This is a genomic window from Comamonas sp. w2-DMI (assembly GCF_040187735.1).
GTDB lineage: Bacteria > Pseudomonadota > Gammaproteobacteria > Burkholderiales > Burkholderiaceae_C > Comamonas > Comamonas terrae.
Map to the genome: position 1 here is coordinate 136,754 of NZ_JBANEL010000001.1, position 25,786 is coordinate 162,539.

The following is a 25,786-nucleotide window of genomic DNA, read 5'->3' on the forward strand; positions in this document are numbered from 1 at the left end:
TCTGGGCCGCGGCGCGGCTCCCCCGCGAGGCGGCTCTTGCTCGGCGTCTCTGGCTCATGCCGCGTCGATTTTGAAGCTGTCCTCAGAGCAGGAAAGCCGCTGCGGAAACACAGCGGCTTTTTGTTTATGCCCTGGCCGCGAAGAACTCCGGGTGCCTGGCGATGTCCTGCGCGGCCTGTTGCAGCAGCAGGGCCTTCTCGGGCGCCTGCGGCGCAATGCGCCGGCCCACGGCTTCCAGCAGCGGCAAGGCCTTGGCCGGGGCGCTTTGCAGCCGCTGCAGGCGCAGCAGGGCGCTGTGCACGCAGCGCGCCGTGCTTTCGCCCAGCGAGCCATCCCGGGACAGGGTCTGCAGCAGGTAGACGGACTTGCCCACGCGCAGCGCGGCCAGGCCGCAGTCGGCGGCGGCCTGGGCCTGCTGGGCGCCGGCCTTTTCGGCGGTGCGCACCAGGCGCAGCAGCCGGTGGTACAGGCGTGCGCGCCAGACGCGCTGCGTGCGCTCGTCGGCGCTGGCGTCGCGCGTGGCCAGCGGACGTGCGGCCATGTCCTGGATCTCGTGCACCATCATGGCGCGCAGGGCCTGCAGGCGCCCCTGCAGCGTCACGGGCAGCAAAAAGCGGTAGGTGGCCCAGCCGGCCAGCGGGCCGGTGACCACGGCAAAGCCCAGGGCCAGTGAGTGCAGCAGGGTGCCGGTCTGCGGGTAATGGGGCGAGAGCAGGAGCAGCAGCACCATGTTGCAGTCGTAGCCGCTGAGCATGGTGCGGCGGTGGCTGAAGAGCAGCGCGCCCAGGACGATGAACGGCATCATCCACAGCACCATCTGCAGCTGGCTGTGGGCGAACGGCCAGGCCAGCCACTGGCAGGCCAGCGCCACGAACACGCCCAGGGCCTGGCCCGCCGTCACATAGCGCATGGTGAAGGCCGGGTTCTCGAACGAGGAGAAGACGGTGATCATGATGGACAGGCCCAGCAGCATGTAGATGCCGCCGCTCCAGCCCGTGAGCACCCAGACCATGCCGACGATGAAGACGGCCAGCGCGGCGCGCAGCGCGGCGCGGCGCGCGCCCACCCAGTCGCGGTGCAGCACCACGGGCAGCTGGCGCGCGCGGTGCTGGGGCGACAGGGGCTCGTCGGTGGAAGCGACCAGATGGGCATGCAGGGCCAGGCGCAGGTTCTCGATCAGCCCCTGCGCCGCGCCCCAGCCGGCAGCCGCCGCGCCGGCGCGGGCCAGCTGGTCCACGGAGGACTGCGGCAGGCTCTGGGTTTCCAGCGCCAGCGCGGCCTGCTCCAGTGCCTCGGCCAAGGTGGTGGCCTGCGCAGGGGTGAAGTGCGCGCCGCGCTGCTGGGACGCATCGTCGCGCAGCCACAGCAGGGCCGAAATCTGGGTGTTGATCAATCGGCGCAGGGCGCGCACGGCGCGGCGCGAGCGCTGCGAACCGGCCGCATGGGGATCCAGCCCTTCCTCGATCACGGCCATGGCCGACAGGCGTTCGGCCAGGGCCTGGCGCGAGAAGCCGGCCTGGCCACGGGCTGCGGCCGCGATGTCGCGCAGCAGCCGCGCGCACAGGCGCCGCACCTGGTCGTTGCCCGGAATCTCGCCGCCCACGGGCGTGAACAGCCAGCCCACGACGAGGGCGGCAGCCACGCCGGTCAGGCCGGTGAACAGGCGATCCCAGCCCAGCGCATAGACATGTTCGGGATGGCCGGCATCGAGCAGCGCCACCATGGCCGCCGAGTAGCCGGACAGCATGGTGCCGTAGGAGGCAAAGCCGCGCTGCAGATTGCCCAGCCCCGCGCACAGGCCCAGCCACAGCGCCAGGCCCGTGACCAGCCACAGCAGGTCGCCATGGGCCAGCAGCACCAGGCCTATGCCCGCGGCGGTGCCGACGACGGTGCCGGTGGTCCGGAAAAAGCTTTTCTCGAGCAGCTGGCCGCGCAGCGGCTGGGAGGCGGCCCAGACCGTCATGCCGGCCCATTGCGGATGTTCGAGGCCCAGGGCCCAGGCGGCCAGCACCGCCAGGCAGGCGGCAAAGGCCGTACGCAGGTGCTGGCGCAGCCGCGCGCTGTCGAAGCCCCAGTGCGCGGCGCGTTCGAGGAAGCGGTCGTAGACGGCGACGGTCACTGGCCTTCCCCTTCGCCTGCGGGCAGCTTGCGGGTGCCGTGGATCTGTTCCATGCGCGCGCGGATCTTGTGGATGCCGCCCAGCATGGCGCTGACCTCGGCGTCGCTGAGGTCCTGCAGCATGGCCAGTTCGGCATCCAGCATGGTGGCGCGGATGCCGCTGACTTCGGCATGGCCGCTATCGGTGAGGAAGATGCGCTTGCTGCGGCGGTCGGAGGCGTCCGCGCGGCGCTCCACCCAGCCGCGGCTTTCGAGGATGTCGAGCAGGCGCACCAGGCTGGAGCCGTCCAGGCCCACGCGTTCGGCCAGCTCCTTCTGCGTCACGCCGTCGCCCCAGGCGCGCAGGTGCAGCAACGGCGTCCAGGTGGCATCGGTCAGGCCGTTGGCCGCCAGTTGTTCCTCCACCAGCCGGCGCCATTGGCGTACCAGGGTGACCATGAGAAAGCCCAGGCGGGCGCGATCGGGAGCATCGGCAAAAGACATGGCCGAATTTTGCTGCTCATGTAATTAATTTGCAATTCAAATTAATTTATTTGCAATCGAAATCCAAGGGTATTTACTAGGTTCTGATAAAAAAAAGAGAGCGCATGGCGCTCTCTTTGGAGGGGTTTTGATGGATTTAGGCCTTGAAACTGCTATCCATCCAGCGTAGATAGCTTGCAAAACCATAGCGCATTCAGAACAGCGCAGGAATCCACAGATTCAAGGCCCAGCCCGCGACCAGCAGCCAGACGAAGAGCAGCGAGGCCAGCAGCAGCGGCCGGGTGCCCGCGGCGCGCACGGCGCCGATGTGGGTGGTCAGGCCCAGGGCTGCCATGGCCAGGGTGAGCAGCACGTTGTCCAGCTCCACGCCGGCGGCGACCAGGCCGTCGGGCAGCACGCCCAGCGAGTGGATGCCGGCCATCAGCACAAAGCCCAGCGCAAACCAGGGGATGGTGATCCGGCTGCCGCCGGCGCCGCCTTCGCCACCCTGGCCGCGCTCGCTGCGGGCCAGCCACATGGACAGGACCAGCAGAAAGGGGGCCAGCATCATCACGCGCACCATCTTGGAGATCACGGCCACGTCGGCGGCCTGGCTGCCGACGGCTTCGCCGGCGGCCACCACCTGGGCCACCTCGTGCACCGTGGAGCCCACGTACAGGCCGTATTGCTGCAGGCCGATGTCGAACCAGCCGTGCTCGGCATTCCAGTGGAACAGCGCGGGGTAGAGAAAGGTGCCGATGGTGCCGAACACCACCACGGTGGCCACGGCCACGGCCACATCCTCGGCGCGGCCCTTGGCCACGGGCTCGGTCGCCAGCACGGCCGCCGCGCCGCAGATGGAGCTGCCCGCGCCGATCAGCAAGGTGGTGCGCCGGTCCATGCCCAGCAGCTTCTGGCCTATCCACTGGGCCAGCAAAAAGGTGCTGGACAGCACCAGCGCATCGATGAGCACGCCGGCCATGCCGACCTGGCCGATGTCCTGGAAGGTCAGGCGCAGGCCGTAGAGGATGATGCCCGCGCGCAGCAGCCGGGCCTTGGCAAAGCCCACGCCGCTGCCGCAGCGGGCCGCCATGGCCGGGTAGACCGTATTGCCGATGACGAGGCCGATGACGATGGCCAGCGTCAGCGCGCTCAGGCCATGGGCGGCGACCGAGGGAAAGCGCGCGGCCCACAGGCCCAAGGCGGCAATGGCGCCTGCCAGCAGCAGGCCGGGCAGCATGCCCAGGGGCTTGTGCAGCCAGCCGGACTCTGCGGCTGGCTGGGCGGTGGCGGAAATCGACGAGGTGTTCATGGTGTCTTGCAGCGCAGCGGCCTGCGGAAGCCAGGCTTTCTGCCGCGGTGAAGAGCACTTTAGATTTGTTGGTTATATTTGTATAACGAATAGTTTTTCTAACATCAATCGATAAAACAGGTTGAAGGGTTTCCCATGCTGCACCTCACGCTGCGTCAGCTCGAGATTTTCTGTGCCGTGGCCCAGACCGGTTCCACGGTGGCTGCGGCCCAGGCCGTGGCGCTGTCGCAATCGGCCACCAGCGCGGCGCTGCAGCAGCTGGAGCAGGCCTTGGGCGTGCAGCTGTTCGAGCGCGTGGGCAAGCGCCTGGCGCTCAACGATGCGGGCCGCACGCTGCTGCCCCAGGCGCTGGGCACGCTGGAGCAGGCGCGCAGCATAGAGCAGGCGTTCTCCGCCAGCGCGGCCGACCTGCCCGTGCACCTGCGCGTGGCGGCCAGCACCACCATCGGCACCTATGCCTTGCCCCAGGTGCTGGCGCGGCTGGCGCGCACCCATCCCAAGGTGCGCGTGGACCTGCAGATCGCCAACACGCGGGAAGTCGGCGAAGCCGTGCAGGCACTGGAGGTGGACCTGGGCCTGATCGAGGGCAGCAGCCATTGGCCGGGCCTGGAGGTGGAACCCTGGCTGCGCGACGAGCTGGTGATGGTGGCTTCGCCCCGCCATGCGCTGGTGGCCCAGGCCGCGCACAAGCCGCTGGGCGTGGCGGCGCTGCGCAAGGCCGCCTGGCTGCTGCGCGAGCCGGGCTCGGGCACGCGCGAAATGGTCGAGCATGCGCTGCTGCCGCATCTGCACCAGATGCCGGCGTCGTCCACCATGGGCAGCTCCGAGGCCATTGCGCGCTGCGTGGCCCAGGGCTTGGGCATCAGCTGCCTGTCGCGGGTGCTGGTGCAGGCGCAACTGGCCTCCGGCGAGCTGGTGATCCTGCCGACCGCGCTGCCGCGCATGTGGCGGCATTTCTCGCTGGTGCAGCGCGAGGGCAAGCGGCGCTCGCCCGCACTGCAGGCTTTTGTGCAGGCCTGCCATCAGTCCGTGCCGGAAGACGGTGCATGATGGCGGCATGAAGACCATTGACGAGATGCTGCACCTGGACCTGCTCACCAGCGAGCAGCACTTTCAGATCAGCCGCTGGATTGCGGCCGCCGAATCGCCCGAAGCCATTTTGCGGATGCCTGCGCCGCTCTGGCAGGCCGTGGAGCGCGCCAGCCAGGCCATGGGTGTGAACGAGGACCTGCTGCGGCCGCCGGCGCTGGATGCGGGCGGGATGGTGCCCGGGTGAACGGCCTGTGGCCGCGGCAGCCCGCGCCGCCATGGCGCAGGCGGCCGGGCCTTTATTTCTTCAGCGGAATCGGCGTGCCGCGCGGCACGGCAACGGCCGTCACGCTGTTTTGCGGCGAGCCTTCGATGACACGGTCCGAATACGTCATGTAGACCAGTGTGTTGCGCTTTTCATCGACCATGCGGACCACGCGCAGGCGCTTGAACAGCAGCGAGGTGCGTTCGGTGAACACTTCCTCCTGCTGCGGCAGCGGCGCGGGGAACTGGATGTTGCCCGTGGCCTGGCAGGCGATCGACGCCTCGGAGCGGTCCTCGGCCAGGCCCAGCCCGCCCTTGATGCCACCGGTCTTGGCGCGCGAGACATAGCAGGTCACGCCGGGCACCCGGGGATCGTCGTAAGCGTCGACCACGATCTTGTGGTCGGGGCCGATGAGCTTGAACACGGTATCGACCGAGCCAATGGTCTCGGCCCGGCCGGTGCCCGGCAAAAGCAGGGCACCCACGGCAGTGGCCAGCGCGGCCAGGGCGATGGACAGGCGTTTCATGGACTTCAAGCCGTGGCCGTGCCCACGCTGCCGCTCACATGCTTGCGCAGGTGCTCGAGCGCTTCTTCCACCTGGTCGACCAGCACCAGGCACAGGTCGCCGGGTTGCAGGCGCGCCAGGGCATGGTCGATGGCGATGAATTCGCCATGGATCTCGGTGGAATAGCTGGTGCGCGGCGCGCCTTCCAGGCCCTTTCTCAGCAGGGCCAGCACCTCGCCGTCCTCGCGGCCGCGCTGGCAGGCGTCCTGGTAGAGGATCACATCGTCGAACACCTTGCCCAGGATCTGGGTCTGTTCGGTGATGTCCTGGTCGCGGCGGTCGCCGGCGCCGCTGATGACCACGCTGCGGCGCTTGGCCGGCATGGCCTCCACGGCCTGGGAGAGGGCGCGGATGGCGTCGGGATTGTGGCCGTAGTCGGCAATCACCGTGGCGCCGCGGTAGTCCATGACGTTGAAGCGCGCCGGAGCGTTGTCGCTGTCGTTCATGAAGCCCGCCAGGCCGCGGCGGATGGTCTGCCAGGGCAGGCCGGCCGCCCAGGCGGCACCGATGGAGGCCATGACGTTTTCCACCTGGAAGGTGATGGCGCCGCCGCGCGTGAGCGGAATCTCGCGCAGCGGGATGGACTCGCGCCAGGAGCCTTCGGCGGCCACGACGCTGTCGCCGTCCACATAAACCACGCGGTTACCCTGGGCGCGGTGCGTGGCCATCACGGGGTGGTGGCGGTCGGCGGCAAAGAAGATCACCTTGCCGGGGCAGGCCGTGGCCATGGCTGCCACCAGCGGGTCGGCCGCATTGAGCACGGCGTAGCCGTCGGTGGCCACGTTCTGCACGATGACGCGCTTGAGCACGCCCACGTCTTCCTTGGTGGTGATGAAGTTCAGGCCCAGGTGGTCGCCTTCGCCCACGTTGGTGACCACGGCCACCTGGCAGCGGTCGAAGCCCAGGCCTTCGCGCAGGATGCCGCCGCGCGCGCATTCGAGCACGGCTGCGTCGGTCTCGGGATGGGCCAGGGCGTTGCGCGCACTCTTGGGGCCCGAGCAGTCGCCGCTGTCGATCTGGCGGCCGTTGACGTAGACGCCGTCGGTATTGGTCATGGCCGTGCGCCAGCCGTGCGAGGTGAAGAGGTGGGCGATCACGCGCGTGGTCGTGGTCTTGCCGTTGGTGCCGGTCACGGCCACCAGCGGAATGCGGCCGTCGTTGCCGGGCGCGAACAGCTCGTCCACCATGGGCACGCCCACGTTGCGCGGCCGGCCGAACGAAGGCGCCAGGTGCATGCGCAGGCCCGGAGCGGCATTCACTTCGACGATGCCGCCGTTCTGCTCCTCGAGCGGGCGCAGCATGGTCTCGCAGACCACGTCCACGCCGCAGATGTGCAGGCCTATGGTCTGGGCCGCCTCGATGGCGCGGGCCGCGATTTCGGGGTGCACGTCGTCGGTCACGTCGGTGGCGCTGCCGCCGGTGGACAGGTTGGCGTTGTTGCGCAGCACCACGCGCTGGCCCTGGGCCGGCACGGAGTCGGGCGTCAGGCCCTCGGAGGCAATGCGTGCGATGGCGATGTCGTCCAGGCGGATCTTGGTCAGCGCCGTGCCGTGGCCCGAGCCGCGGCGCGGGTCCTGGTTGACGATGTCCACTAGTTCGCGGATGGTGTGCCTGCCGTCGCCCAGCACCTGGGGCGGCTCGCGGCGGGCCGCGGCCACGAGCTGGCCGCCGACCACCAGCAGGCGGAAGTCGTGGCCTGGCAGGAAGCGCTCGACCATGATTTCGTCGCCGAATTCGCTGGCGGTCTTGTAGGCGGCCTCCAGGCCTTCACGCGTGGTGATGTTGACCACCACGCCCTTGCCCTGGTTGCCGTCCTGGGGCTTGACCACCACGGGCAGGCCCACTTCCTGGGCCACGGCCCAGGCGTCTTCCACGTCGGTCACGGGGCGGCCCATGGGCACGGGCACGCCGGCCGCATGCAGCAGGCGCTTGGTCAGATCCTTGTCCTGCGCGATGGACTCGGCCACGGCGCTGGTGGAGTCCAGTTCGGCCGCCTGGATGCGCCGCGCCTTGGAGCCCCAGCCCAGCTGCACCAGCGAGCCGGACGTCAGGCGGCGGAACGGAATGCCACGGGCGACGGCCGCTTCGACGATGGCGCCGGTCGAGGGGCCGATGCGCTCGTCCTCGTCAAGTTCGCGCAGCTGGGCAATGACCTTGCCGCTGTCGAAGGGCGTGTCGTTCAGCGCGGCCTGGATCAAGGCCTCGGCCTGCTCCATGGCCAGGCGGCCCACGGCTTCCTCGGTGTACTCGACCACGACCTGGAAAGTGCCGTGCTCCACGGTCTCGTGCGTGCGGCTGAAGGTGACCGGGCAGCCGGCCTGCGCCTGCAGCGACAGGGCGGCCACGGCCATCACATGGGCCAGGGACAGCTTCTGGTCGGCGCCGTGGGGCTGCAGCGTGCCGATGGTCGGGAAGCGCGCGCGCAGCTTGTCCTCGAACCCGGCAATGGCGGTGTAGAGCTGTTCGCTTTCCTCGCATTGCACGACGGCTTCGATGGCGGTGCTGCGGGTCCAGAGGTTGGGGCCACGCAAGGCTCGGATGCGGGTGATCTGCATAGTGGTTCTTTCAGATGGCCGCCCGGCGTCGGGCACGGGCGGTTGGCATTTCGTCGTGGGCGGCGTATCAGGCGTTGTATTCGAAGGTCTTGATGCCTGCGGCAATCAGATCGGGCGTGATATCCAGGGCCCAGGCCGTGGCGATGGCGGCGAGCAGGGCCGGCGTGTCGGGGCGCTTGCCGCCGGGCAGCGAAAGCGCCGCCAGCGTGCCCAGCACGCGTTCCTGGCCGCCTGAAGCCAGCACCACGTTCTGGCCCTTGACCAGCACGGCGCGGCCGCCGTCGTGGTTCTTCTCGGTGCTCTGGCGGTGCGCGGCGACCACGGCGTTGCCGGCATCGGCGCTGTAGAAGATCACCTCGCCGTCGCACAGCTCGGCCAGGTCGGCCACCTCGGGCAGGTCGGCATTGAGCACGCCGGCGCCTTCGTCCAGCACCACGTCGATCTGGGTGCGCAGCACGCGGCGCATCTTGGAGGGCTCGAGCACATCGTGGTCGGCCAGCTCCTCGTAGCCGTCCATGTCGGTGACCACGCCGACCAGGCAGCGGTCGTAGGCCAGGCCTTCCTCGAGGATGGAGCGCGAAGTGGTCTGGATCACCGCGGCCTCGGCCAGGCGGTTGGTCAGCAGGCGGTGCGCACCCGCCCAGTTGGCAGTGTTGGTCTTCTGCGTCTGGCGGTTGGCCAGGAACATGCCCTCGCTGCTGGCCACGCCCGTGAGCTTGCCCGACAGCTGCAGCAGCCAGCCCACCAGGCGCGAGATGAAGGCGTTCTCGCGCGTGCCGGCAATGCCGACGATGGGAATGCGGCCCGCGCCCGTGCCTTCCTCGGTGCGCGGGAACAGGTGGTCCACGATGGCCATGCCCACGGGGCGCGGCGCGCCGCTGGTGGGCTTGAGGTGCATCAGCAGGCCGGGGCCGGCATTGACTTCGAGGATGGCGCCCTGGCCCTTCATGGGCTGGGACACATCCTTGAGGATCATGTCCATGCCCGCGATGTCCAGGCCCACGATCTTGGCGGCCAGCGTGGCGTAGTAGGCCACGTCGGGGTGCACGTCGTCGGTGCAGTCGATGGCCATGTTGCCGTTGCGCTGCAGCAGGATGCTCTGGCCCTGGGCGATGACGGAGTCGGGCGTCACGTGCTGGCGGTTCAGTTCCAGCTTGACGGCGCCCGAGTCGAGATTGATCCAGTCCAGCGGGTATTCCTGCTCGGGGCCGCGGCGCGGGTCCTGGTTGAGCACTTCCACCAGCTCGCGCAGCGTGGACTTGCCATTGCCGTGCACGCTCACGGTCTCGCCCTTGGTGGCCGCGACCACCTTGCCGCCGACGACCAGGATGCGGTGCTCCACGCCGTCGATGAACTTCTCGACGATGACGTCCGAGCCCTCGGGCTGGGCCAGCGCGAAGGCAGCCTTGATGTCTTCTTCCTCGGACAGCTCCAGCGTCACGCCGCGCGCGTGGTTGCCGTCCGAAGGCTTGACGGTGACGGGAAAGCCGATGTCCTGCGCCACTTCCCAGGCTTCCTCGGGCGAGTGCACGATCTGGCCCTCGGGCACGGGCACGCCGCAGGCGGCCAGCAGGCGCTTGGTGAAGTCCTTGTCCTGCGCAATGCCTTCGGCAATCGCGCTGGTCTGGTCGCTCTCGGCGGTCCAGATGCGGCGCTGCGCGGCACCGTAGCCCAGCTGCACGAGGTTGCCGTCGTTCAGGCGGATATGGGGAATGCGGCGCTCGCCGGCCGCATCGACGATGCAGCCCGTGCTGGGGCCCAGGTAGCGGTCGTTGATGGCCGTCTTGATGGCGTGGATGGCCTGCTTGAGATTGAAGGGCTCGTCGTTGATGGCAGCCATCAGCAGCTGGTGGCCCTGTTCCAGCGCCACGCGGGCCACGGCCTCCTCGGGGCAGCGGAACACCATGCGGTAGATGCCGCGCTTGGAGATCTCGCGCGTCTGGCCGAATTCGGCGGGCATGCCCGAGAGGTTGAGCAGCTCGATGATGACATGCTCGAGCACATGGCCCATCCAGGTGCCGCCCTCCAGCCGCTGGATGAAGCCGCCGCGCTCGCCGACGCCGCAGTGGTGCTCGATCAGGTCGGGCAGCCAGGTGGTCAGACGCTCGTTGAGGCCGGGAATCTTGTTGGACGGATAGTCTTCCAGCTCTCCCAGGTCCAGCCAGACTTCCAGCACGGGGCGGTAGGTCCAGACGCTGGGGCCACGCAGAAAAGTGGTGCGCAGGAGTTGGATGTCGTTGAATTTGGCCATGTCGTGGTCAGCGGGTAAGCGGATAGCGAAATGAGGGGCAGGCGTTTAGGCGCTGCGCAGGAGGGAAAGGCATTGTGCGCCCAGAATCATCATATTGTCGGGCTGTCAGCCTAAATGCAGGTTCGCGCGTTAACCAGGGTATATCGAGCGCACGGCCCTGCCGCGTTCGTCCTGCCTGGCGGCTGCCGCAAGGCCCAAGGAGCCGCCGGAGGCGGAAAGAAAATAACTCAACATGCAACATCACCATACTGTGGACGCTTCGGCCGTGTTTGCCGGTCCTTTGGGGGACGAACTGCGAGCCAGGCTCGCTCCCCAAGAAAACGTACTAGCTATCGTCCCGGTTGACCTGAGTGCGGATCTGCGCTTCGGAAACGGTCTGCTGGCACTGACGCAGGAGCGCCTGCTGGCCTGCGATCCGGTCGACCACCAATGGCGTGAGTGGCCGCTTGCCGTGGATCAGAGCCTGCGCCTGCAGGACCACGGCGGCGTGGGCAATCTGGAGCTGCACGACCACGACCGGCGCCTGGGCCTGTGGCATATCACGCTCACCCACCAGACCTCCATCGTGCTGCTGATGCAGCAGTTCGACCGCCAGCGCGAACGCATGGCGCGCGGCCAGGACTATGTGGACCAGGAGGACGAGGAAACCGCCCACTGCCCGGTCTGCCACACGGTGCTGCCGCCCGACACCGAGGAATGCCCGGCCTGCGCGCGCCAGCAGGGGCCGCAGACCTCGACCTGGGTGTTACTGCGGCTTTGGCGTTTTGCCAAACCTTACAAAAACCAGCTGCTGCTGGGCTTTCTGTTGACGCTGGCCACGACCGGCGCGCAGCTCGTGGCTCCGTACCTGACCATCCCACTGATGGACAAGATCCTGATTCCGTTCCAGAACGGCGAGAAGATCGACCCGGGCCTGGTGACCTTCTACCTGGGCGCGCTGCTGGGCTCGGCCCTGCTGGCCTGGGCGCTGGGCTGGGCGCGCACCTTCGTGCTGGCCAAGGTGTCCGAGCGCATCGGCGCCAACCTGCGCACCACCACCTACAACCACCTGCTGACGCTGTCGGTCGATTACTACGGCAGCAAGCGCACGGGCGATCTGATGGCGCGCATCGGCGCCGAAACCGACCGCATCAACCTCTTTCTGTCGCTCAATGCGCTGGATTTCGCCACCGACGTGCTGATGATCGTGATGACCTCGGTCATCCTGTTCTCGATCAACCCCTGGCTGGCGCTGGTGACGCTGGTGCCGCTGCCCTTCATCGCCTGGATGATCCATACCGTGCGCGACCGCCTGCGCACGGGCTTCGAGAAGATCGACCGCGTCTGGTCCGAGGTGACCAATGTGCTGGCCGACACCATTCCCGGCATCCGCGTGGTCAAGGCCTTCGCCCAGGAAAAGCGCGAATCCGACCGCTTTGCCGATGCCAACCAGGTCAACCTGCAGGCCAACGACAAGGTGAACAAGACCTGGTCGCTGTTCACCCCCACCGTCACGCTGCTGACCGAGATCGGCCTGCTCATCGTCTGGGGCTTCGGCATCTACCTGGTGGCCCACGAGAAGATCACCGTGGGTATCCTGACGGCCTTCATCGCCTACATCGGCCGCTTCTATACGCGGCTGGACTCCATGAGCCGCATCGTCTCGGTCACGCAGAAGGCCGCGGCCGGCGCCAAGCGCATCTTCGACATCCTCGACCACGTGAGCAACGTGCCCGAACCCGTCAATCCCGTGAAGCTGCCCCGGACCACGGGCGCCATCACCATGGAGGACGTGAGCTTCCGCTACGGCAGCCGCGCCGTCATCAAGCATCTGGACCTGCAGATCCGCCCCGGCGAGATGATCGGCCTCGTGGGCCACAGCGGCTCGGGCAAGAGCACGCTGGTCAATCTGATCTGCCGCTTCTACGACGTCTCCGAGGGCTCGATACAGCTGGACGGCGTGGACGTGCGCCGCATGTCCGTGTCCGACTACCGCAGCAACATCGGCCTGGTGCTGCAGGAGCCCTTTCTGTTCTTCGGTACGATCGCCGAGAACATCGCCTACGGCAAGCCGGATGCGACGCGCGAGGAGATCGTGGCCGCGGCGCGCGCCGCCCATGCCCATGAATTCATCCTGCGCCTGCCGCATGGCTACGACTCGCTGGTGGGCGAGCGCGGCCAGGGCCTGTCGGGCGGCGAGCGACAGCGCATCTCGATCGCGCGGGCGCTGCTGATCGATCCGCGCATCCTGATCCTGGACGAGGCGACCTCGGCCGTGGACACCGAGACCGAGAAGGAGATCCAGAAGGCGCTGGACAACCTGGTGCAGGGGCGCACCACGATCGCGATCGCCCACCGCCTGTCCACGCTTCGCAAGGCGGACCGCCTCGTGGTCATGGACCGCGGCGAGATCGTCGAAGTCGGCCCGCACGACGAGCTGATGGCTCTCAAGGGCCACTACTGGCGCCTGTACGAGGCGCAGGCGCGCCGCGCCGAGGAAGACGCCCAGGCCGCGGGCCTGACCCTGCAAATGACGACCGAGGAATAAGCCATGCTGCACGACCCCCACGCTCCGAACCCCGCACCGCATTCCGGCGCGGCCGGCATGCGCCTGGAGCGCAACGCCCATGGCCGCCTGGTGCTGACCCTGGGCGACGGCACGCGCTTCGAATCCGTGGTGCCGGTGCGCGCCTTTCCCCTGGGCGCGCCCGAGGACGGTCTGTCCCTGGTCGCGGCCGACGGCAAGGAAGCACTGTGGATACCCCATATGGCCGACCTGGACCCGCAGGCGCGCCAGCTGATCGAGCAGGACCTGGCGGTGCGCGAATTCGTACCGACCATCGAGCGCATCCTCAAGGTCTCGAGCTTTTCCACGCCCAGCACCTGGGACCTGCTGACCGACCGTGGGCCCACGCAGATGGTGCTCAAGGCCGAGGAGGACATCCGCAAGCTCTCGGGCCGCAGCAAGCTGCTGATCGCGGGCCAGGATGGCGTGCAGTTCAAGGTGCCGAATACAGCCGCCCTGGACAAGCACTCGCGCAAGCTGCTTGAACGCTTTCTCTGAGTTGCCGGAGATGCGCCGTTGAAAAACCTTGCTGCATTGCGGCAAGGTTTTTGTGTTTTCAGGCCCCGGAGCTTGCTGGGCAAGTGGCGGTTGCTATCAAATTATTTTGTGGGAAAGTGCTTCAGATTTCTCAAGGCCTGCCGATAACGAGGCGAGGGCGGGATTTCCACGCCCGTCTGCAGACAAACCACACAGAGGGGCCCAGCCATGCAAATTCCACCGGTCGACCGATCGCACGCCTCTTGGCGCACCCAGGGAGCAGACCTGTATTCCACGGGCGCGTCGGGAGCGGTCCCCGTGCGGCCCGTGCATGCCGCCAATGCCACCGAATCCGTCGACAAGATCGGTGAAGGGCGCAGCGTGCGCAGTCCCGAAAAGCCCTCGAATGCGGACCAGAAGAACCGTGACTGGACGCTGGCCGAGGAAGTCAAGCAAAAGGAAGAGGTGAAGGAGCCGCCCAAGGAGCCGATTTCCAAGATGCTGATCGAGCACCTTCAATCGCTGTGGCGTGCCAGCGCCCAGGCGGTGGAGCAGGCCCAGCAGGCCAGCCAGACCGAGGACCAGATGAACAACAAGCAGGGCGCGCGCAACGAGCCCTTGACCTATGCGGAACCCAGGGTCAAGCGCACGGGCGGCGACAGCGGCCGCTGAAGTTGCACGGCTGCTTCTGTATTGATAGCTTTCTGCGCCGGCCAGCCATCATTTCTGGCAATCAACAAGGCTGAAGAGAAGGCTCACTGGGCGCCAGCAGCTTCCGAATGAGGAGCGGGAGCCGCATGGTGCTCCGGCGCGCCCGCATCGGCCGGCGGGGTCTGGTGCGCGGCTTCGGCGGCCTTGGCCTTTTCGCGCGCGGCGCGGTACTTGACGGCAAAGGCCCGCACTTCCTCGTAGGTCACATAGCCGTCTTTGTTGGTGTCGGTCTCGTCGAAAGCGGCGGCCAGCTTGGGTATGAGCGACACTTCGCTGCGGCTGAGCTTGCCGTCGTGGTTGAAGTCCAGCATCTTGAACTGCTGCTGGGCCTTGATTTCCCCCTTGGAAAGCGGCGCGGCCGCCGCTTGTGCCTTGGCGCCTTCCTCGGCGCGCGCGGCGGGCAGCATGAAGGCGGCGCTGGTCAGCAGCACGGCCATGGCCGTCTTCATGACGGACGGCGTGCGGTGGCGGCGGGACAGGGATTTCGGCATTTTTCGCATGCTTTCACAGATGGGGGCAGCCGGGACGATCTCAACCGCCTGGCAGGGCCGGGGTCAGGTTTTTGCAATCCTTTACGGCTTCTTGCCGCTACTTTCATCCAGGGGCACGGGCGGCATGCCCTCGTGCGCGATGCCGCTGCGCACATGGCCTGCGGGCACGTGGCTGGCCGCATTGCGCACATGGCCGGTCTGGTCGTCGAAGAAGAAGTCGGGCTCGAATTCGCGCAAGAACGCGCCCTTGGGCAGCCCGCCCAGGAACATGGCCTCGTCCACGGCAATCTTCCAGTCCATCAGCGTGTTGAGCGCGCGCTCGTGCGCGGGCGCGCTGCGTGCGGTGACCAGGGCCGTGCGTATGCGCATGTCCGGCACCTCCATCTGCTGCAGCCGGTACAGCGTGGCCAGCAACGGCTTGAACGGGCCTTCCGGCAGGGGCTGGGCGGCTTTTTCCAGCTCGTGGCGCTGAAAGGCCTCCAGGCCCTGGCTCTGGAAGATGCGCTCGGCCTCGTCGGAAAACAGCACGGCATCGCCGTCGAAGGCGATGCGCACCTCCTGCGGGTGGTTGCTGCTGGCACGCATGGAGTCGGTGAACACATGGGCGGCCGGATAGCCCAGCTGCAGCGCCCGGGTCACGTCCTGAGCGTTGGCCGAGAGAAACAGCTGTGCGCCCAGCGGACGCAGATAGCCGAAGGGGTCGCGCCCCTGGGTGAACACGCCGCGCTGTATGGAATGCAAGCCATGGGCCTTGGCCGAGCGGAAGACGCGCATGCCGCTGACCGGGTCGTTGCGCGACAGCAGCACCACTTCCACCCGCTGCTGGCCGCCGGTGTTGAAGGCCAGCAGTTTCTGCACCAGCGAGAACGCCACGCCGGGCGCGGCCGCGACGTCGAGCCGGTCGCGCTGCAGCTGCAGATAGGTGGCCGGGTCGCTGTGCTCGAACAGCCGGTTTTCCTCTTCGAAATCGAACAGCGCGCGCGACGAGATGGCAACGACGAGCTGATCCTGCAGGGTGACGGGCATGGGGTGGTCCTTGGGTTCGGGTCCCAGCATAGCGCCCCGTGGGGGGGGCGCCGGATTGTTTCAGTTTCTGAAATAGGCTGTTGCCTAGCACAGGGTTTTTGCAAATTGGTGAAAACCCTATAGTTACCTCCATGGGCTCGCCGCAACGAAGCGATTTCCGCCAAGACCGACCGGCCCCTTGTTGATGAAGTTCAGGAGAAGATTCATGAAAAACACCATCCGCTTTGCCGCTGTTGCCGCTCTCGCCGTTTCCGCCATCGCCGCCCAGGCCGCCGGCCTCGATTTCACCGACGGCCAGTACCCTGCCGCCGCCCAGGCTGCCAGCACCGTGACCCGCGCCCAGGTGTCCGCCGAAGTGCAGCAGGCCATGGCCCTGAACGCCATGCCCGTGCACCAGGATGTGTACGAGGCCCCCAAGGCACAGGCTGCTTCCTCGCTGTCGCGCGAGCAGGTGCGCCAGGAAGCCGCTGCAGCCGAAGCCGCTGGCCAGCTGAACTTCGCCGGCTGATCGATACGGCCTGTGCAATAAAAAGCCCGGGAGCCTGGCTCCCGGGCTTTTTTGCATCTGCGCCGCCGTCTACTTCACGAACTGGTTGAGCTGGATGATGGGCATGAGCACGGCCAGCACGATGAGCATGACGACCAGGCCCATGGCCACGATCAGCAGGGGCTCCAGGATGGTGGCCAGGTGCATGGCGCGGCGCTGCACCTCGGTGGAGAGCTGGGTGGCGGCGCGCTGCAGCATCAGCGGCAGCTGGCCGGTCTGCTCGCCCAGGCGCGCGAACATGGCGACCAGGCCCGGAAAGCGTTTTTTCTGCGCCAGCGCCGAGGCCAGCGGCGCGCCTTCGCGCACCAGCACCAGCGCATCCATGGCATCGGCGCGCAGGGCGCGGTTGTTCAGGGTCTCGGCCGCGGCCTGCAAGGCCTTGAGAATGGGCACGCCGGCACCTGCCAGCATGGCCAGCGTGCCCGCAAAGCGCGCGGCGTTGTAGCTGCGTGCCAGGCGGCCGATCAGCGGCAGGTGCAGCCACTGGGCATCGAAGCGCTCGCGCAAGCCCGCGTTGCGCAGCGCGATGCGAAAGGCGAGGCCGCCTGCGACCAGCAGGGCCAGCAACGCCCAGCCGTAGTGGCGCACGAAATCGCTGATGGCCAGCATGGCCACGGTGAGAAACGGCAGCGAGCGCTTGGTGCCCGCAAACACGCTGGCCACCTGGGGCACCACATAGCTGACCAGGAACAGCACGATGACGATGGCCACCAGCGTCACGATGGCCGGATACAGCGCGGCGCCGATCAGCTTGGACTGCAGGGCCTGGCGCGACTCGAGGTCGTCGGCCAGCCGCTCCAGCACCAGGGCCAGGCTGCCGCCGGACTCCCCGGCGCCGATCACGGCGCAGTAGATCTCCGAGAACTCGCGCGGATGCTGGGCCAGCGCCCTGGCAAAGGTGGAGCCGCCGTTGACTTCGGCACGCAGCGCCGCCACGAGATGGTGCTGGCGCGGATCGTCCGCCTCCTCGGCCAGGGCCGCCAGCGCGCGCTCTATCGGCAGGCCGGAGCCGACCAGGCCCGAGAGCTGGCGCGTCCAGACCGCCAGCGCCGTGGAGTTGAGCACGGGCCGCGTCAGCCAGTTCTGCCAGCCGGAGGCCTGCGCGTGACGGTCGCCGCCCCCGGCCACGGGCTCCACCTGCAGGGGCACCAGGGACTGGCTGCGCAGCTGGTTGCGTGCGGCACGGGCGTTGTCGGCTTCCAGCGTGCCCTTGCGGGTCTGGCCCTGTGCATCCAGGGCTTCAAATGAAAAGGCGGGCATGCGCGCGGTAATCCGGTCGGTGAGTGGGTCCAGCCGCGATGTTAGCGTCTGTTGATGTCAGCCTGGCTTCAGATGCGCACCGTGTCTTGCCGCGGGCGCTGCGCCAGAATGAAGACTCCATCCGAAACCGGGCAGAAGGAGACTGGAATGCTGAGCAACAAAGTGGCACTGGTGACGGGAGCGGCATCGGGCATAGGGCGCGCCGTGGCTTTGGTGCTGGCGCGCGAGGGCGCCTGCGTGGTCGTGGCCGATATCGACGAGGGCGGCAGCCTGGAAACGGCGGCGCTGGTGCAGGAGTTCGGCGGCGAGGCGCTGTGCCTGCGCTGCGATGCCGGCAGCGCCCAGGACCATGAGGAGCTGGTGGCGCAGATCATGCGCCGGTTCGGGCGCCTGGACGTGGCCTGCAACAACGCGGGCATGGGCGGCGAGAGCGCGCCCACGGCCGACTATCCGCTGCAGGCCTGGGAACAGGTGCTGCGCCTGAACCTCTCGGGCGTCTTCTACGGCTGCAAATACCAGATCGCCGCCATGCTCAAGGGCGGGGGCGGCTCCATCATCAACATGGCTTCCATTCTCGGCACCGTGGGTTTTGCCGGATCCGCGGCCTATGTCGCGGCCAAGCATGGCGTGCTGGGCCTGACCAAGGCCGCGGCGCTCGAATACGCGCAGCAGTGCGTGCGCGTCAATGCCGTGGGGCCGGCCTTCATCCAGACGCCGCTGATCGGCCGGCTCGAGCAGGACCCGGCAGCCCATGCGCAGCTGGTGGCCAGCCACCCGATCGGCCGGCTGGGCCGTCCCGAGGAGGTGGCCGAGCTCGTGGCCTGGCTGGCCAGCGAGCGGGCTTCCTTTGTCACCGGCGCCTACTATCCGGTCGACGGCGGCTATATGGCGCGCTAGCCGCGCGGGCCGTCAGGCGGCCGCCAGGGCCTCGTCCAGGGCCAGGGCCCGCAGCGCGGCAGGGCGCTGCTGCAGCGGTTCGGCATAGGCCTTGAAGGCGGGCAGCGCCGGCAGGCTGCCCATCATCATGCCCCAGCGCAGGTAGCTGGCCATGAGCACGTCGGCAGCCGTGAAATGGTCGCCGCACAGGTATTGCCGCCCTTCGACGGCCTGGCGCAGGGTGGCCAGCACGTCGTCGTAGCGCCCATAGCCGGCGGACAGCGCCTGCTCGTCGCTCTGGTGCTCGAGAAAGCCCTGGGACTTGGCCGACATGCCGGCCTCGACGGGGCCGGCCAGGAAGAACAGCCAGCGGTAATAGCTGCCGCGTGCGGCCGTACCCGGCGCCGGGGCCAGGCGCTTCTCGGGGAACAGTTCGGCCAGATAGGCCAGGATGGCGCCGCTCTCCGTGATGACGGTGCTGCCGTGCGTGAGCGCCGGCACCTTGCCCATGGGGTTGATGGCCAGGTACTCGACAGACTTCATCGTGGTGCGGAACTCCAGCTGCACGGGTTCGTAGCGGGCTTCGCATTCCTCCAGCATCCAGCGCACGATGCGCGCGCGGGAACGGGGATGGAAGAAAAAGCGCAGGGGAGCATCGGAATCTTGGGTCATGGCATACATCCTTGAAGGTTTCAACGGGATGGCGGCGCCGCCATGCACGCAATGTACGCACGGGGGCTGACAGTTTCTGTCAGCAGCGATGCAGCGTTTCAGCGCCCGATGCGGTAGCCCATCTGCCGGGACCAGCGCTGGATCAGCCGGGCCCGCGTCTCGGGATAGCGTTCGGCCAGTTCCTGCACCTGCAGCACGCGGTCGGCCCGGAAATGGCGGAAATCCTGGCGCAGCTCGCACCAGGCGACCAGCACCCGCACATGCTCGAAAAAGCCCATGGCAAACGGCCAGACGCAGCGCTCGCTGGCCTGCTCCTTCTGATCGCGGTAGCGCAGCAGCACCTTGTGCTGGCTGCGTATGGCCAGGCGCAGCGGCCCCTGCCAGGGCTCGGCCGTGCGTTCCGCGGCCTGCATGTCGGGCACCAGCAGGCCGCTGGTATCGATCTCCGTGCGCAGTTCCATGGGCAGGCTGCTGCGTATGCGCTCCAGCGCCGAAGCCGCCGCCGCGGCCAGCTGTCCGTCGGCCTGCTTGCCCACCCAGCGGGCGCCGAGCATCAGCGCCTCGAGCTCGTCGGCCGTGAACATCAGCGGCGGCAGCAGAAAGCCGGGCCGCATCTCGAAGCCCAGGCCGGGGTCGCCCAGGATGTCCGCGCCTTGCTCGCGCAGGGTGGCGATGTCGCGGTACAGCGTGCGCAGGCTGATGCCCAGCTGCTGCGCCAGCACCGGGCCGGGCTGCGGCCGGCGCGCGCGCCGCAGCGCGTCCAGCAGCTGCAGCAGGCGGGCGGAACGGCTCATGCAGGGCTCGCGTCAGGCGCGCATGGCCTGGGCCGTGATTTCGAGTGAACGCAGGCGCAGGTCGGCATCGAACACATCGCTGACCATCATGAACTCGTCGGCCTCGGTGGCATCGGCCAGTGCCTGCAGGCCCTGGCGCACCGTGTCCGGGCCGCCGATCACGCCGATCGCGAGGAAGTCCGCGATGGCCGCACGCTCGCGCTCGGAGAGCTGCTCCATGAAGCCTTCGACGGGCGGCAGCAGCCGCGTGCGGTTGCCGGTCAGGATGCCGAGCACGCGCTGGTAGGTGCTGCTGGCCAGGAACCGGGCTTCGGCGTCGGTGGGCGCCGCGATCACGGGCACGCCGACGATGGCATAGGGCTTGGACAGCGTGGCAGAAGGCTTGAACATCTGGCGATAGATGGCCAGCGCCTGGTGCAGCATGCGCGGCGCGAAGTGCGAGGCAAACGCATAGGGCAGGCCCAGGTGCGCGGCCAGCTGGGCCGAGAACAGGCTGGAGCCCAGCAGCCAGATGGGCACATGGGTGCCCGCGCCCGGCATGGCCACGATGCGCTGGCCGGGCTGGGCCGGGCCCAGCAGGCGCTGCAGCTCCTGCACGTCGCGCGGGAAGTCTTCCTCGGTTTCCACGCGGTCGCGCCGCAGCGCGCGCATGGTGGGGCCGTCGGTGCCGGGCGCGCGGCCCAGGCCCAGGTCGATGCGGCCCGGATACAGCTCGGCCAGCGTGCCGAAGGCCTCGGCCACGACCAGCGGCGCATGGTTGGGCAGCATGATGCCGCCCGAGCCGACACGGATCTTCGAGGTGCTGCCCGCGATATGGCCGATCAGCACGGCCGTGGCCGAGCTGGCGATGCCCGGCATGTTGTGGTGCTCGGCCAGCCAGTAGCGGGCGAAGTCCAGGCGTTCGGCGCACTGGGCCGTGCGCACGGCGATCTGCAGCGCATCGGCCACGGTGCCGCCTTCGCGCACGGCGACCAGATCGAGCATGGACAGTTGAACCTTGTTGAGCGGTTTCATCGGGACCCCATATCAGATGAATAGCTGCCAGCGCTTGATGGCAAAGCGTTTCAGCCGGTTTTGACCATGAAAGCCGGGGTTTGCTCCGGCATGCAGCCCATTCTGGCAAAGCCTCAATTTCCGGGCGCGGGTAGGGACGCCCGGTTCAGGGACGCCCGGTTCCGTTGCGTCCTGCTCGGCTGCCCGGGGTCAGTCGCGCGTCACGCGCAGCACTTCCTCGGGCGTGGTGATGCCTTCGCGCACCAGGCGTTCGCCGTCCTCGCGCATCAGGTGCATGCCGGCGGCCAGCGCGGTGTCGCGGATCTCGGCCTCGCTGGCCTGGCGGTGGATCTGCGCGCGGATGGCGTCGTCCACCACCAGCAGCTCGAAGATGCCGGTGCGGCCCTTGTAGCCGCTGGGCTCGCTGTGGTCGATCTTGCGGACCAGGCGCTGCGCCAGCACGCCCAGCAGCGAGGACGACAGCAGAAAGGGCTCCACGCCCATGTCGATCAGGCGCGTGACGGCGCTGGCCGCGTCGTTGGTGTGCAGCGTGGCCAGCACCAGGTGACCGGTGAGCGAAGCCTGGATGGCGATCTGCGCGGTCTCGAAATCGCGGATTTCGCCGATCATGATCACATCCGGGTCCTGCCGCAGGATGGCGCGCAGGGCCTTGGCGAAGGTCAGATCGATGCGGGCGTTGACCTGGGTCTGGCCCACGCCGGCCAGCTCGTACTCGATCGGGTCCTCCACCGTCATGATGTTGTTGTGGCTGGCGTCCATGCGCTGCAGCGCCGCATACAGCGTGGTGGTCTTGCCCGAACCCGTGGGGCCGGTGACGAGCACGATGCCGTGGGGTTGGGACGTCAGGTGCGTGAAGCGCCTGAGCGTCTCGCCGCCCATGCCCACGGCTTCGAGGCTGAGCTTGCTTTCGCTCTTGTCCAGCAGGCGCAGCACGGCGCGCTCGCCATGGGCGCTGGGCAGGGTGGAGACGCGCACGTCGATGGCGCGCGTGCCCAGGCGCAGGCTGATGCGGCCGTCCTGGGGCAGGCGTTTTTCGGCAATGTCCAGGTCGGCCATGATCTTCAGGCGTGAGATCAGGGCCGCATGCAGCGCGCGGTTGGGCTGCACGACCTCGCGCAGGTCGCCGTCCACGCGGAAGCGCACGCTGGAATGGCGCTCGTAGGGCTCGATGTGGATGTCGCTGGCGCCGTCGCGCGCGGCTTGGGTGAGCAGGGCGTTGAGCATGCGGATGATGGGCGCGTCGTCGGCGGTCTCCAGCAGGTCCTCGACGGCGGGCAGCTCCTGCATCATGCGCGAGAGATCGGCATCCGACTCGACCTCGCTGACCACCAGGGCCGCGCTGGATTCGCTTTGCGAATAGGCGGCGCTGATGCGGTGCGCGAGCGCCGCGGCATCCAGCATCTGCCAGCGCTGCACGCCGCCGGTATCCGCGTATTTGCGCTGCACTTCGGATAGCGCCGACCAGTCGGGCTGTGGGCCGTGCCACAGCAGCAGCTCCTGGCCGTCATCTTCCACAAGCAGCTGGCTGCTGCGGGCAAAGGCATAGGGCAGAGGGTAGCGCATGCGTGGCCTTGGCTTAGAGGGCGCCGGGCGCCGCGGCATCCGCAGCGCCGGGCGTGGCGGGAGCCGCGGGTACCGCCGGCACCGGCTTGCCGTCCACGGTGGGGCGGCCGGGGCGCGTGAAGTCCACCAGCTCCGGCTTGGCGCCGGGGACGATGGCCAGATTGGGTTGGGCGACCGGCGCTGCGGCGCCGGCGGCGGGCAGCACGGCAGCCCCGCTGACGTTGCGCATCAGCAGGTTGGCATCGGGCTGCACCGTCTGCTGCGCGCCGCGGATGGCCTCGTAGCGGTCCTGCGAAAGCTGGCTGGAGGCATTGGCGTCGCGCAGCACCATGGGGCGCAGGAACACCATGAGGTTGGTCTTCTTGCGCGAGCGGGCCGTGTTGCGGAACAGGTTGCCGACCAGCGGGATGTCGCCCAGCAGCGGCACGCGCTCCTGGCTCTGCTGGTATTCGTCGGCGATCAGGCCGCCCAGCACCACGATGCCGCCGTCCTCGACCAGCACATTGGATTCGATGGAGCGCTTGGTCGTCGTCGCGCCGCTGGCGCTGACGGCAGTGCCCGGCTTGACGGCGGAGTTCTCCTGGTAGACGGCCATCTTGATGGTGCCGTTCTCGTTGATTTGCGGGCGGATGCGCAGCAGCGTGCCCACGTCCTTGCGCTCGTAGGTGGTGAAGGGGTTGACCGTGCCGCTGGTGCCGGTGTTGGTGTAGGAGCCCGTGGGGAAGGGCACGTTCTCGCCCACCATGATGCTGGCCTCCTCGTTGTCCAGCGTCATCAGGTTGGGCGTGGACAGAATGTTGGTGTCCGCATCCCCCTGCATCAGATTGACCAGTGCGCCCAGGCTGGTGTTGCCGTTGACGGTCTGGGTGAAGCCCAGGTTCATGCCCTTCATGCCGGCCAGCGCGGCGGCGCCGGAGTCGGAGGTGCTGCCGTTGTTGATCAGCCCGCTGACCGCGCCCGAGACGCCAAAGATGTTGGGAATGCCGCTGACCGAGGTGCCGTTGCCCAGCACGCCCACGATGCGGCCGTTGTTGCGGATGATGGAGCTCCACTGCACGCCGAACTGGGCCGCCTTGTCGGCGGAGACTTCCACGATCAGGGCCTCGATCAGCACCTGGGCACGGCGGCCGTCGAGCTTGTCGATGACGGCGCGCAGCTGGCGGTACAGGGGCGCCGGTGCGGTGATGATGAGGGAGTTGCTGGTCGGATCGGCCTGGATCATGCCGCCCGTCGACGGCTGCTGCGCCGTGCCGAAGCGCGAGCTCGGGCCGTTGGTGCCGCCGCCCAGGCCCACCGTGGCGCTGCCGTCGGTGCCGCGCGAAATGACGGGCTGCTGGGATGCGCCGTTGGTGGCTGTGCCGGCCGCGGCCGCTGCGGCGGCCCCGGGCTGGCCGCTGAGCGCGCTGGCGGCCGTGGTCTGGGCGCTGATGGCTGCGCGCAGCGTGGCGGCCAGGGCCACGGCATCGGCATTCTTCAGGTACACCACATGGATGTTGCCGGCCGCGTCGTTGCTGCCGTCCGCCATGGCAGGCTGGTCCAGGCGCGCGACCAGCGAGCGGATCTGCGCCAGCCGCGCGGGATTGGCCGCGCGGATCAGGATCGAATTGCTGCGCGGCTCGGCCAGGATGGAGGTGCGAAAGCTGTTGTCCGTCTGCCCCGTCGCGGTGCCTGCGGCGGCCGGCACTGCGCCGGCCGTGGCGGCGCCGCCTTCGAGCAGGCGGTTGACCAGGGCCACCATGTCGGCGGCCACGGCGTGGCGCAGCGGGATCACCTCCACATCGGTGGCATTGGAAACATCCATGCTGGCCACGATGCGCGAGATGCGCTGGATGTTGTCCGCATAGTCGGTGATGACCAGGGAGTTGTTGCCGGGGTTGACGTTGATGGTGTTGTTGGGGCTGATCAGCGGCCGCAGCACGGGCACCAGGTTGTTGGCGTTCTCGTAGTTGAGCTTGAAGATCTGGGTGACGATCTGCCCGCCGCCCGCGTGGCTGCCGCGGCCGCCCTGGCTGATGGCTACCTCGTTGGCCTGCAGCTTGGCATCGGCCTCGGGAATGACCTTGTACAGGCCGGCGGTCTCGACCACGGTAAAGCCCTGCATGCGCAGCGCGGCCAGGAACTGCTGGTAGGCCGTGGCGGGCTGCACCGCCTTGTCGGTCAGCAGCGTGATCTGGCCCTTGACGCGCGGGTCGACCACCACGTTGCGGTTGGTGATGGCGGCAATGGCGCGCGCCACGGCCTCGATGTCGGCATTGGTGAAGTTCAGCGTGACGGGCTCGCCGGGCCGCAGGCTGGGAGTGGCGTTCGCAGGCGCTGCCTGGGTTTGCGCATGAACAGGTGCTGTAACGCAGGCTACAAGCGCGGCAGCAGCTATGGAATGTAGAGCGTGGCGCCAGGCGGAAGTCGAGTGCGGATTCATGGGTCAACCAAAGGTGATGATGGAACGCGCGCCCTGGCGGCGTCCCAGAATATTGAGCAGATTGGACAGGGCGGCTTCGCGCTCGGGGCTGGCCGAGGCCTCGCCCCTGAAGTGCAGGCGCGATCCCACCCACTGGCCCTCGCCGCTGAGCTGCAGATCGCCGCCGAGCGTGGAGAGCGTGAGGCGGGTGTTGTCGCCGCCGTCCAGGTCCAGCCGGTAGCTGCCCAGCGGGCGCAGCAGCGACAGGCGCGAGGAAACGGCCAGGGCCTCCAGGCGCGTGCGTCCCTGGCTGTGCAGGCGTCCGGCGCGGTAGTGCAATTGCAGGCCCATGGTGTACAGGCGCAGCTGGCCCTGCAGGGCCACGGTGTTCCACGGCGTGCCCAGGCCCGCCAGCAGCTCGGCCGGCAGGCGCAGCTGGCCGTCGTCGACCAGGACGGACACGCCGCCCGGGCTCGCGCGCAGCTGCGCCGTCATGGGTGCGGCCGTGCAGCAGTCGCTTTGCATGCTGATCCGGGCACCCGTCCATTGCGGGTGCAGCTGCCATTGCAGCCGCGTCGGCAGCACGGCCTGGTCATGGCTGTCGGCGCCGCCGGTCAGCACCAGCCGGGCCGAGCCGTTCCATACCGTGCCGCGCGGCTCCTGCAGCTGCACCTGGCCCTGCGTGGCCGATTGCACCGCCTGTGCGACCCACGAGGCCGGTGCCCACAGCGTGGCGCTGGCCAGCAGGCCCAGCAGCGCGCCGGCGACGGCCCAGCCGCGCGGCGAGCGCGCCCGCTCATCCAGCCGGGGACGGCGGGAGCGCGGAAGGGGCAAGGGCGTTGCGCGCATGGTGCG

22 protein-coding genes are annotated in these 25,786 nt (G+C 68.3%); 7 read left to right on the top strand and 15 right to left on the bottom strand.

All coding sequences use genetic code 11. The annotated features are described in order from the left end of the window. Window positions 1-124: 124 nt before the first annotated feature. From V8Z74_RS00570 to V8Z74_RS00580, 3 genes are all read right to left on the bottom strand, one after another. The gene (locus V8Z74_RS00570) at window positions 125-2,119 is read right to left on the bottom strand and encodes an FUSC family protein (protein ID WP_349707405.1); all 1,995 of its coding nucleotides are present in this window, start codon (window positions 2,117-2,119) and stop codon (window positions 125-127) included. Beyond that, window positions 2,116-2,601 (bottom strand): MarR family winged helix-turn-helix transcriptional regulator, encoded by a 486-nt coding sequence (locus tag V8Z74_RS00575; protein WP_349707407.1) that lies wholly within the window; start codon window positions 2,599-2,601, stop codon window positions 2,116-2,118. Before V8Z74_RS00575 ends, V8Z74_RS00570 begins: the two co-directional genes overlap by 4 nt. 193 nt (window positions 2,602-2,794) lie before the next feature. Then, on the bottom strand, window positions 2,795-3,892 hold the full coding sequence (locus V8Z74_RS00580) for a YeiH family protein (RefSeq protein WP_349707408.1): 1,098 nt from the start codon (window positions 3,890-3,892) through the stop codon (window positions 2,795-2,797). A gap of 135 nt (window positions 3,893-4,027) precedes the next feature. Here V8Z74_RS00580 and V8Z74_RS00585 point away from each other — a divergent pair, with 135 nt between their 5' ends. Together V8Z74_RS00585 and V8Z74_RS00590 are read left to right on the top strand one after the other, a co-directional pair. After that, window positions 4,028-4,942: a LysR family transcriptional regulator gene (locus tag V8Z74_RS00585; protein ID WP_066479454.1), complete on the top strand. Its 915-nt coding sequence runs from the start codon at window positions 4,028-4,030 to the stop codon at window positions 4,940-4,942. 7 nt (window positions 4,943-4,949) lie between these two features. After that, complete coding sequence (locus tag V8Z74_RS00590) at window positions 4,950-5,168, top strand: hypothetical protein (RefSeq protein WP_066479853.1); 219 nt, start codon at window positions 4,950-4,952, stop codon at window positions 5,166-5,168. A gap of 52 nt (window positions 5,169-5,220) precedes the next feature. Here V8Z74_RS00590 and V8Z74_RS00595 read toward each other — a convergent pair whose 3' ends face one another. From V8Z74_RS00595 to V8Z74_RS00605, 3 genes are all read right to left on the bottom strand, one after another. Beyond that, entirely contained in the window at window positions 5,221-5,712 is a 492-nt protein-coding gene (locus tag V8Z74_RS00595) for a CreA family protein (RefSeq protein WP_349707409.1), read from the bottom strand. 5 nt (window positions 5,713-5,717) lie between these two features. Then, on the bottom strand, window positions 5,718-8,306 hold the full coding sequence (cphA, locus tag V8Z74_RS00600) for a cyanophycin synthetase (protein ID WP_349707410.1): 2,589 nt from the start codon (window positions 8,304-8,306) through the stop codon (window positions 5,718-5,720). Window positions 8,307-8,373: 67 nt separating this feature from the next. Beyond that, the gene (locus V8Z74_RS00605) at window positions 8,374-10,557 is read right to left on the bottom strand and encodes a cyanophycin synthetase (protein WP_066479443.1); all 2,184 of its coding nucleotides are present in this window, start codon (window positions 10,555-10,557) and stop codon (window positions 8,374-8,376) included. 232 nt (window positions 10,558-10,789) lie between these two features. Here V8Z74_RS00605 and V8Z74_RS00610 point away from each other — a divergent pair, with 232 nt between their 5' ends. The 3 genes from V8Z74_RS00610 (at window position 10,790) to V8Z74_RS00620 (ending at window position 14,251) form a co-directional block, all read left to right on the top strand. After that, window positions 10,790-13,084 (top strand): cyanophycin metabolism-associated ABC transporter, encoded by a 2,295-nt coding sequence (locus V8Z74_RS00610; RefSeq protein ID WP_066479438.1) that lies wholly within the window; start codon window positions 10,790-10,792, stop codon window positions 13,082-13,084. 3 nt (window positions 13,085-13,087) lie between these two features. After that, window positions 13,088-13,600: a cyanophycin metabolism-associated DUF1854 family protein gene (locus tag V8Z74_RS00615; protein ID WP_066479435.1), complete on the top strand. Its 513-nt coding sequence runs from the start codon at window positions 13,088-13,090 to the stop codon at window positions 13,598-13,600. A 207-nt stretch (window positions 13,601-13,807) separates the two neighbouring features. Further along, entirely contained in the window at window positions 13,808-14,251 is a 444-nt protein-coding gene (locus tag V8Z74_RS00620) for a hypothetical protein (RefSeq protein WP_066479428.1), read from the top strand. Window positions 14,252-14,334: 83 nt separating this feature from the next. Here the strand turns inward: V8Z74_RS00620 and V8Z74_RS00625 are convergent, their stop codons facing one another. Beyond that, the gene (locus V8Z74_RS00625) at window positions 14,335-14,781 is read right to left on the bottom strand and encodes an EF-hand domain-containing protein (RefSeq protein WP_245633303.1); all 447 of its coding nucleotides are present in this window, start codon (window positions 14,779-14,781) and stop codon (window positions 14,335-14,337) included. An 81-nt stretch (window positions 14,782-14,862) separates the two neighbouring features. Continuing rightward, complete coding sequence (locus V8Z74_RS00630) at window positions 14,863-15,807, bottom strand: 5'-nucleotidase (RefSeq protein ID WP_349707412.1); 945 nt, start codon at window positions 15,805-15,807, stop codon at window positions 14,863-14,865. Window positions 15,808-16,012: 205 nt separating this feature from the next. Between V8Z74_RS00630 and V8Z74_RS00635 the strand changes: the two genes are divergently transcribed. Then, complete coding sequence (locus V8Z74_RS00635) at window positions 16,013-16,315, top strand: DUF4148 domain-containing protein (RefSeq protein ID WP_349707414.1); 303 nt, start codon at window positions 16,013-16,015, stop codon at window positions 16,313-16,315. 69 nt (window positions 16,316-16,384) lie between these two features. On the opposite strand, the gene gspF is transcribed toward V8Z74_RS00635, so the two are convergent. Continuing rightward, the gene (gene gspF, locus V8Z74_RS00640; RefSeq protein ID WP_349707415.1) at window positions 16,385-17,614 is read right to left on the bottom strand and encodes a type II secretion system inner membrane protein GspF; all 1,230 of its coding nucleotides are present in this window, start codon (window positions 17,612-17,614) and stop codon (window positions 16,385-16,387) included. A 147-nt stretch (window positions 17,615-17,761) separates the two neighbouring features. On the opposite strand from gspF, the gene V8Z74_RS00645 reads away from it, so the two are divergent. Further along, window positions 17,762-18,511, top strand: coding sequence for an SDR family NAD(P)-dependent oxidoreductase (locus V8Z74_RS00645; protein WP_349707416.1), 750 nt, complete (start codon window positions 17,762-17,764; stop codon window positions 18,509-18,511). A gap of 12 nt (window positions 18,512-18,523) precedes the next feature. Here V8Z74_RS00645 and V8Z74_RS00650 read toward each other — a convergent pair whose 3' ends face one another. The 6 genes from V8Z74_RS00650 to gspN all read right to left on the bottom strand — a co-directional run bounded on the left by V8Z74_RS00650 (window position 18,524) and on the right by gspN (window position 25,780). Next, complete coding sequence (locus V8Z74_RS00650; RefSeq protein WP_349707417.1) at window positions 18,524-19,162, bottom strand: glutathione S-transferase family protein; 639 nt, start codon at window positions 19,160-19,162, stop codon at window positions 18,524-18,526. 98 nt (window positions 19,163-19,260) lie between these two features. Further along, a complete protein-coding gene (locus V8Z74_RS00655) occupies window positions 19,261-19,956 on the bottom strand; it encodes a helix-turn-helix transcriptional regulator (RefSeq protein WP_349707419.1) in 696 nt (231 codons plus the stop codon). 12 nt (window positions 19,957-19,968) lie between these two features. Then, window positions 19,969-20,970, bottom strand: a complete 1,002-nt coding sequence (locus V8Z74_RS00660; protein ID WP_349707420.1) for an LLM class flavin-dependent oxidoreductase — start codon at window positions 20,968-20,970, stop codon at window positions 19,969-19,971. A 189-nt stretch (window positions 20,971-21,159) separates the two neighbouring features. Next, entirely contained in the window at window positions 21,160-22,533 is a 1,374-nt protein-coding gene (locus V8Z74_RS00665; RefSeq protein WP_349707421.1) for a GspE/PulE family protein, read from the bottom strand. Between the two features lie 13 nt (window positions 22,534-22,546). Beyond that, window positions 22,547-24,952, bottom strand: coding sequence for a type II secretion system secretin GspD (gene gspD / locus V8Z74_RS00670; RefSeq protein WP_349707423.1), 2,406 nt, complete (start codon window positions 24,950-24,952; stop codon window positions 22,547-22,549). Window positions 24,953-24,955: 3 nt separating this feature from the next. After that, on the bottom strand, window positions 24,956-25,780 hold the full coding sequence (gene gspN, locus V8Z74_RS00675; protein ID WP_066473792.1) for a type II secretion system protein N: 825 nt from the start codon (window positions 25,778-25,780) through the stop codon (window positions 24,956-24,958). Between the last annotated feature and the right edge of the window lie 6 nt (window positions 25,781-25,786).

Bases quoted from the DNA above. Each gene is read 5' to 3' on its own strand.
- cphA (WP_349707410.1), bottom strand. From the start codon at position 8,306: ATGCAGATCACCCGCATCCGAGCCTTGCGTGGCCCCAACCTCTGGACC.
- gspD (WP_349707423.1), bottom strand. From the start codon at position 24,952: ATGAATCCGCACTCGACTTCCGCCTGGCGCCACGCTCTACATTCCATA.
- V8Z74_RS00635 (WP_349707414.1), top strand. From the start codon at position 16,013: ATGAAAAACACCATCCGCTTTGCCGCTGTTGCCGCTCTCGCCGTTTCC.
- V8Z74_RS00655 (WP_349707419.1), bottom strand. From the start codon at position 19,956: ATGAGCCGTTCCGCCCGCCTGCTGCAGCTGCTGGACGCGCTGCGGCGC.
- V8Z74_RS00575 (WP_349707407.1), bottom strand. From the start codon at position 2,601: ATGTCTTTTGCCGATGCTCCCGATCGCGCCCGCCTGGGCTTTCTCATG.
- gspN (WP_066473792.1), bottom strand. From the start codon at position 25,780: ATGCGCGCAACGCCCTTGCCCCTTCCGCGCTCCCGCCGTCCCCGGCTG.
- gspF (WP_349707415.1), bottom strand. From the start codon at position 17,614: ATGCCCGCCTTTTCATTTGAAGCCCTGGATGCACAGGGCCAGACCCGC.
- V8Z74_RS00625 (WP_245633303.1), bottom strand. From the start codon at position 14,781: ATGCCGAAATCCCTGTCCCGCCGCCACCGCACGCCGTCCGTCATGAAG.
- V8Z74_RS00615 (WP_066479435.1), top strand. From the start codon at position 13,088: ATGCTGCACGACCCCCACGCTCCGAACCCCGCACCGCATTCCGGCGCG.
- V8Z74_RS00620 (WP_066479428.1), top strand. From the start codon at position 13,808: ATGCAAATTCCACCGGTCGACCGATCGCACGCCTCTTGGCGCACCCAG.
- V8Z74_RS00660 (WP_349707420.1), bottom strand. From the start codon at position 20,970: ATGAAACCGCTCAACAAGGTTCAACTGTCCATGCTCGATCTGGTCGCC.
- V8Z74_RS00580 (WP_349707408.1), bottom strand. From the start codon at position 3,892: ATGAACACCTCGTCGATTTCCGCCACCGCCCAGCCAGCCGCAGAGTCC.
- V8Z74_RS00610 (WP_066479438.1), top strand. From the start codon at position 10,790: ATGCAACATCACCATACTGTGGACGCTTCGGCCGTGTTTGCCGGTCCT.
- V8Z74_RS00650 (WP_349707417.1), bottom strand. From the start codon at position 19,162: ATGACCCAAGATTCCGATGCTCCCCTGCGCTTTTTCTTCCATCCCCGT.
- V8Z74_RS00630 (WP_349707412.1), bottom strand. From the start codon at position 15,807: ATGCCCGTCACCCTGCAGGATCAGCTCGTCGTTGCCATCTCGTCGCGC.
- V8Z74_RS00595 (WP_349707409.1), bottom strand. From the start codon at position 5,712: ATGAAACGCCTGTCCATCGCCCTGGCCGCGCTGGCCACTGCCGTGGGT.
- V8Z74_RS00605 (WP_066479443.1), bottom strand. From the start codon at position 10,557: ATGGCCAAATTCAACGACATCCAACTCCTGCGCACCACTTTTCTGCGT.
- V8Z74_RS00645 (WP_349707416.1), top strand. From the start codon at position 17,762: ATGCTGAGCAACAAAGTGGCACTGGTGACGGGAGCGGCATCGGGCATA.
- V8Z74_RS00665 (WP_349707421.1), bottom strand. From the start codon at position 22,533: ATGCGCTACCCTCTGCCCTATGCCTTTGCCCGCAGCAGCCAGCTGCTT.
- V8Z74_RS00585 (WP_066479454.1), top strand. From the start codon at position 4,028: ATGCTGCACCTCACGCTGCGTCAGCTCGAGATTTTCTGTGCCGTGGCC.
- V8Z74_RS00590 (WP_066479853.1), top strand. From the start codon at position 4,950: ATGAAGACCATTGACGAGATGCTGCACCTGGACCTGCTCACCAGCGAG.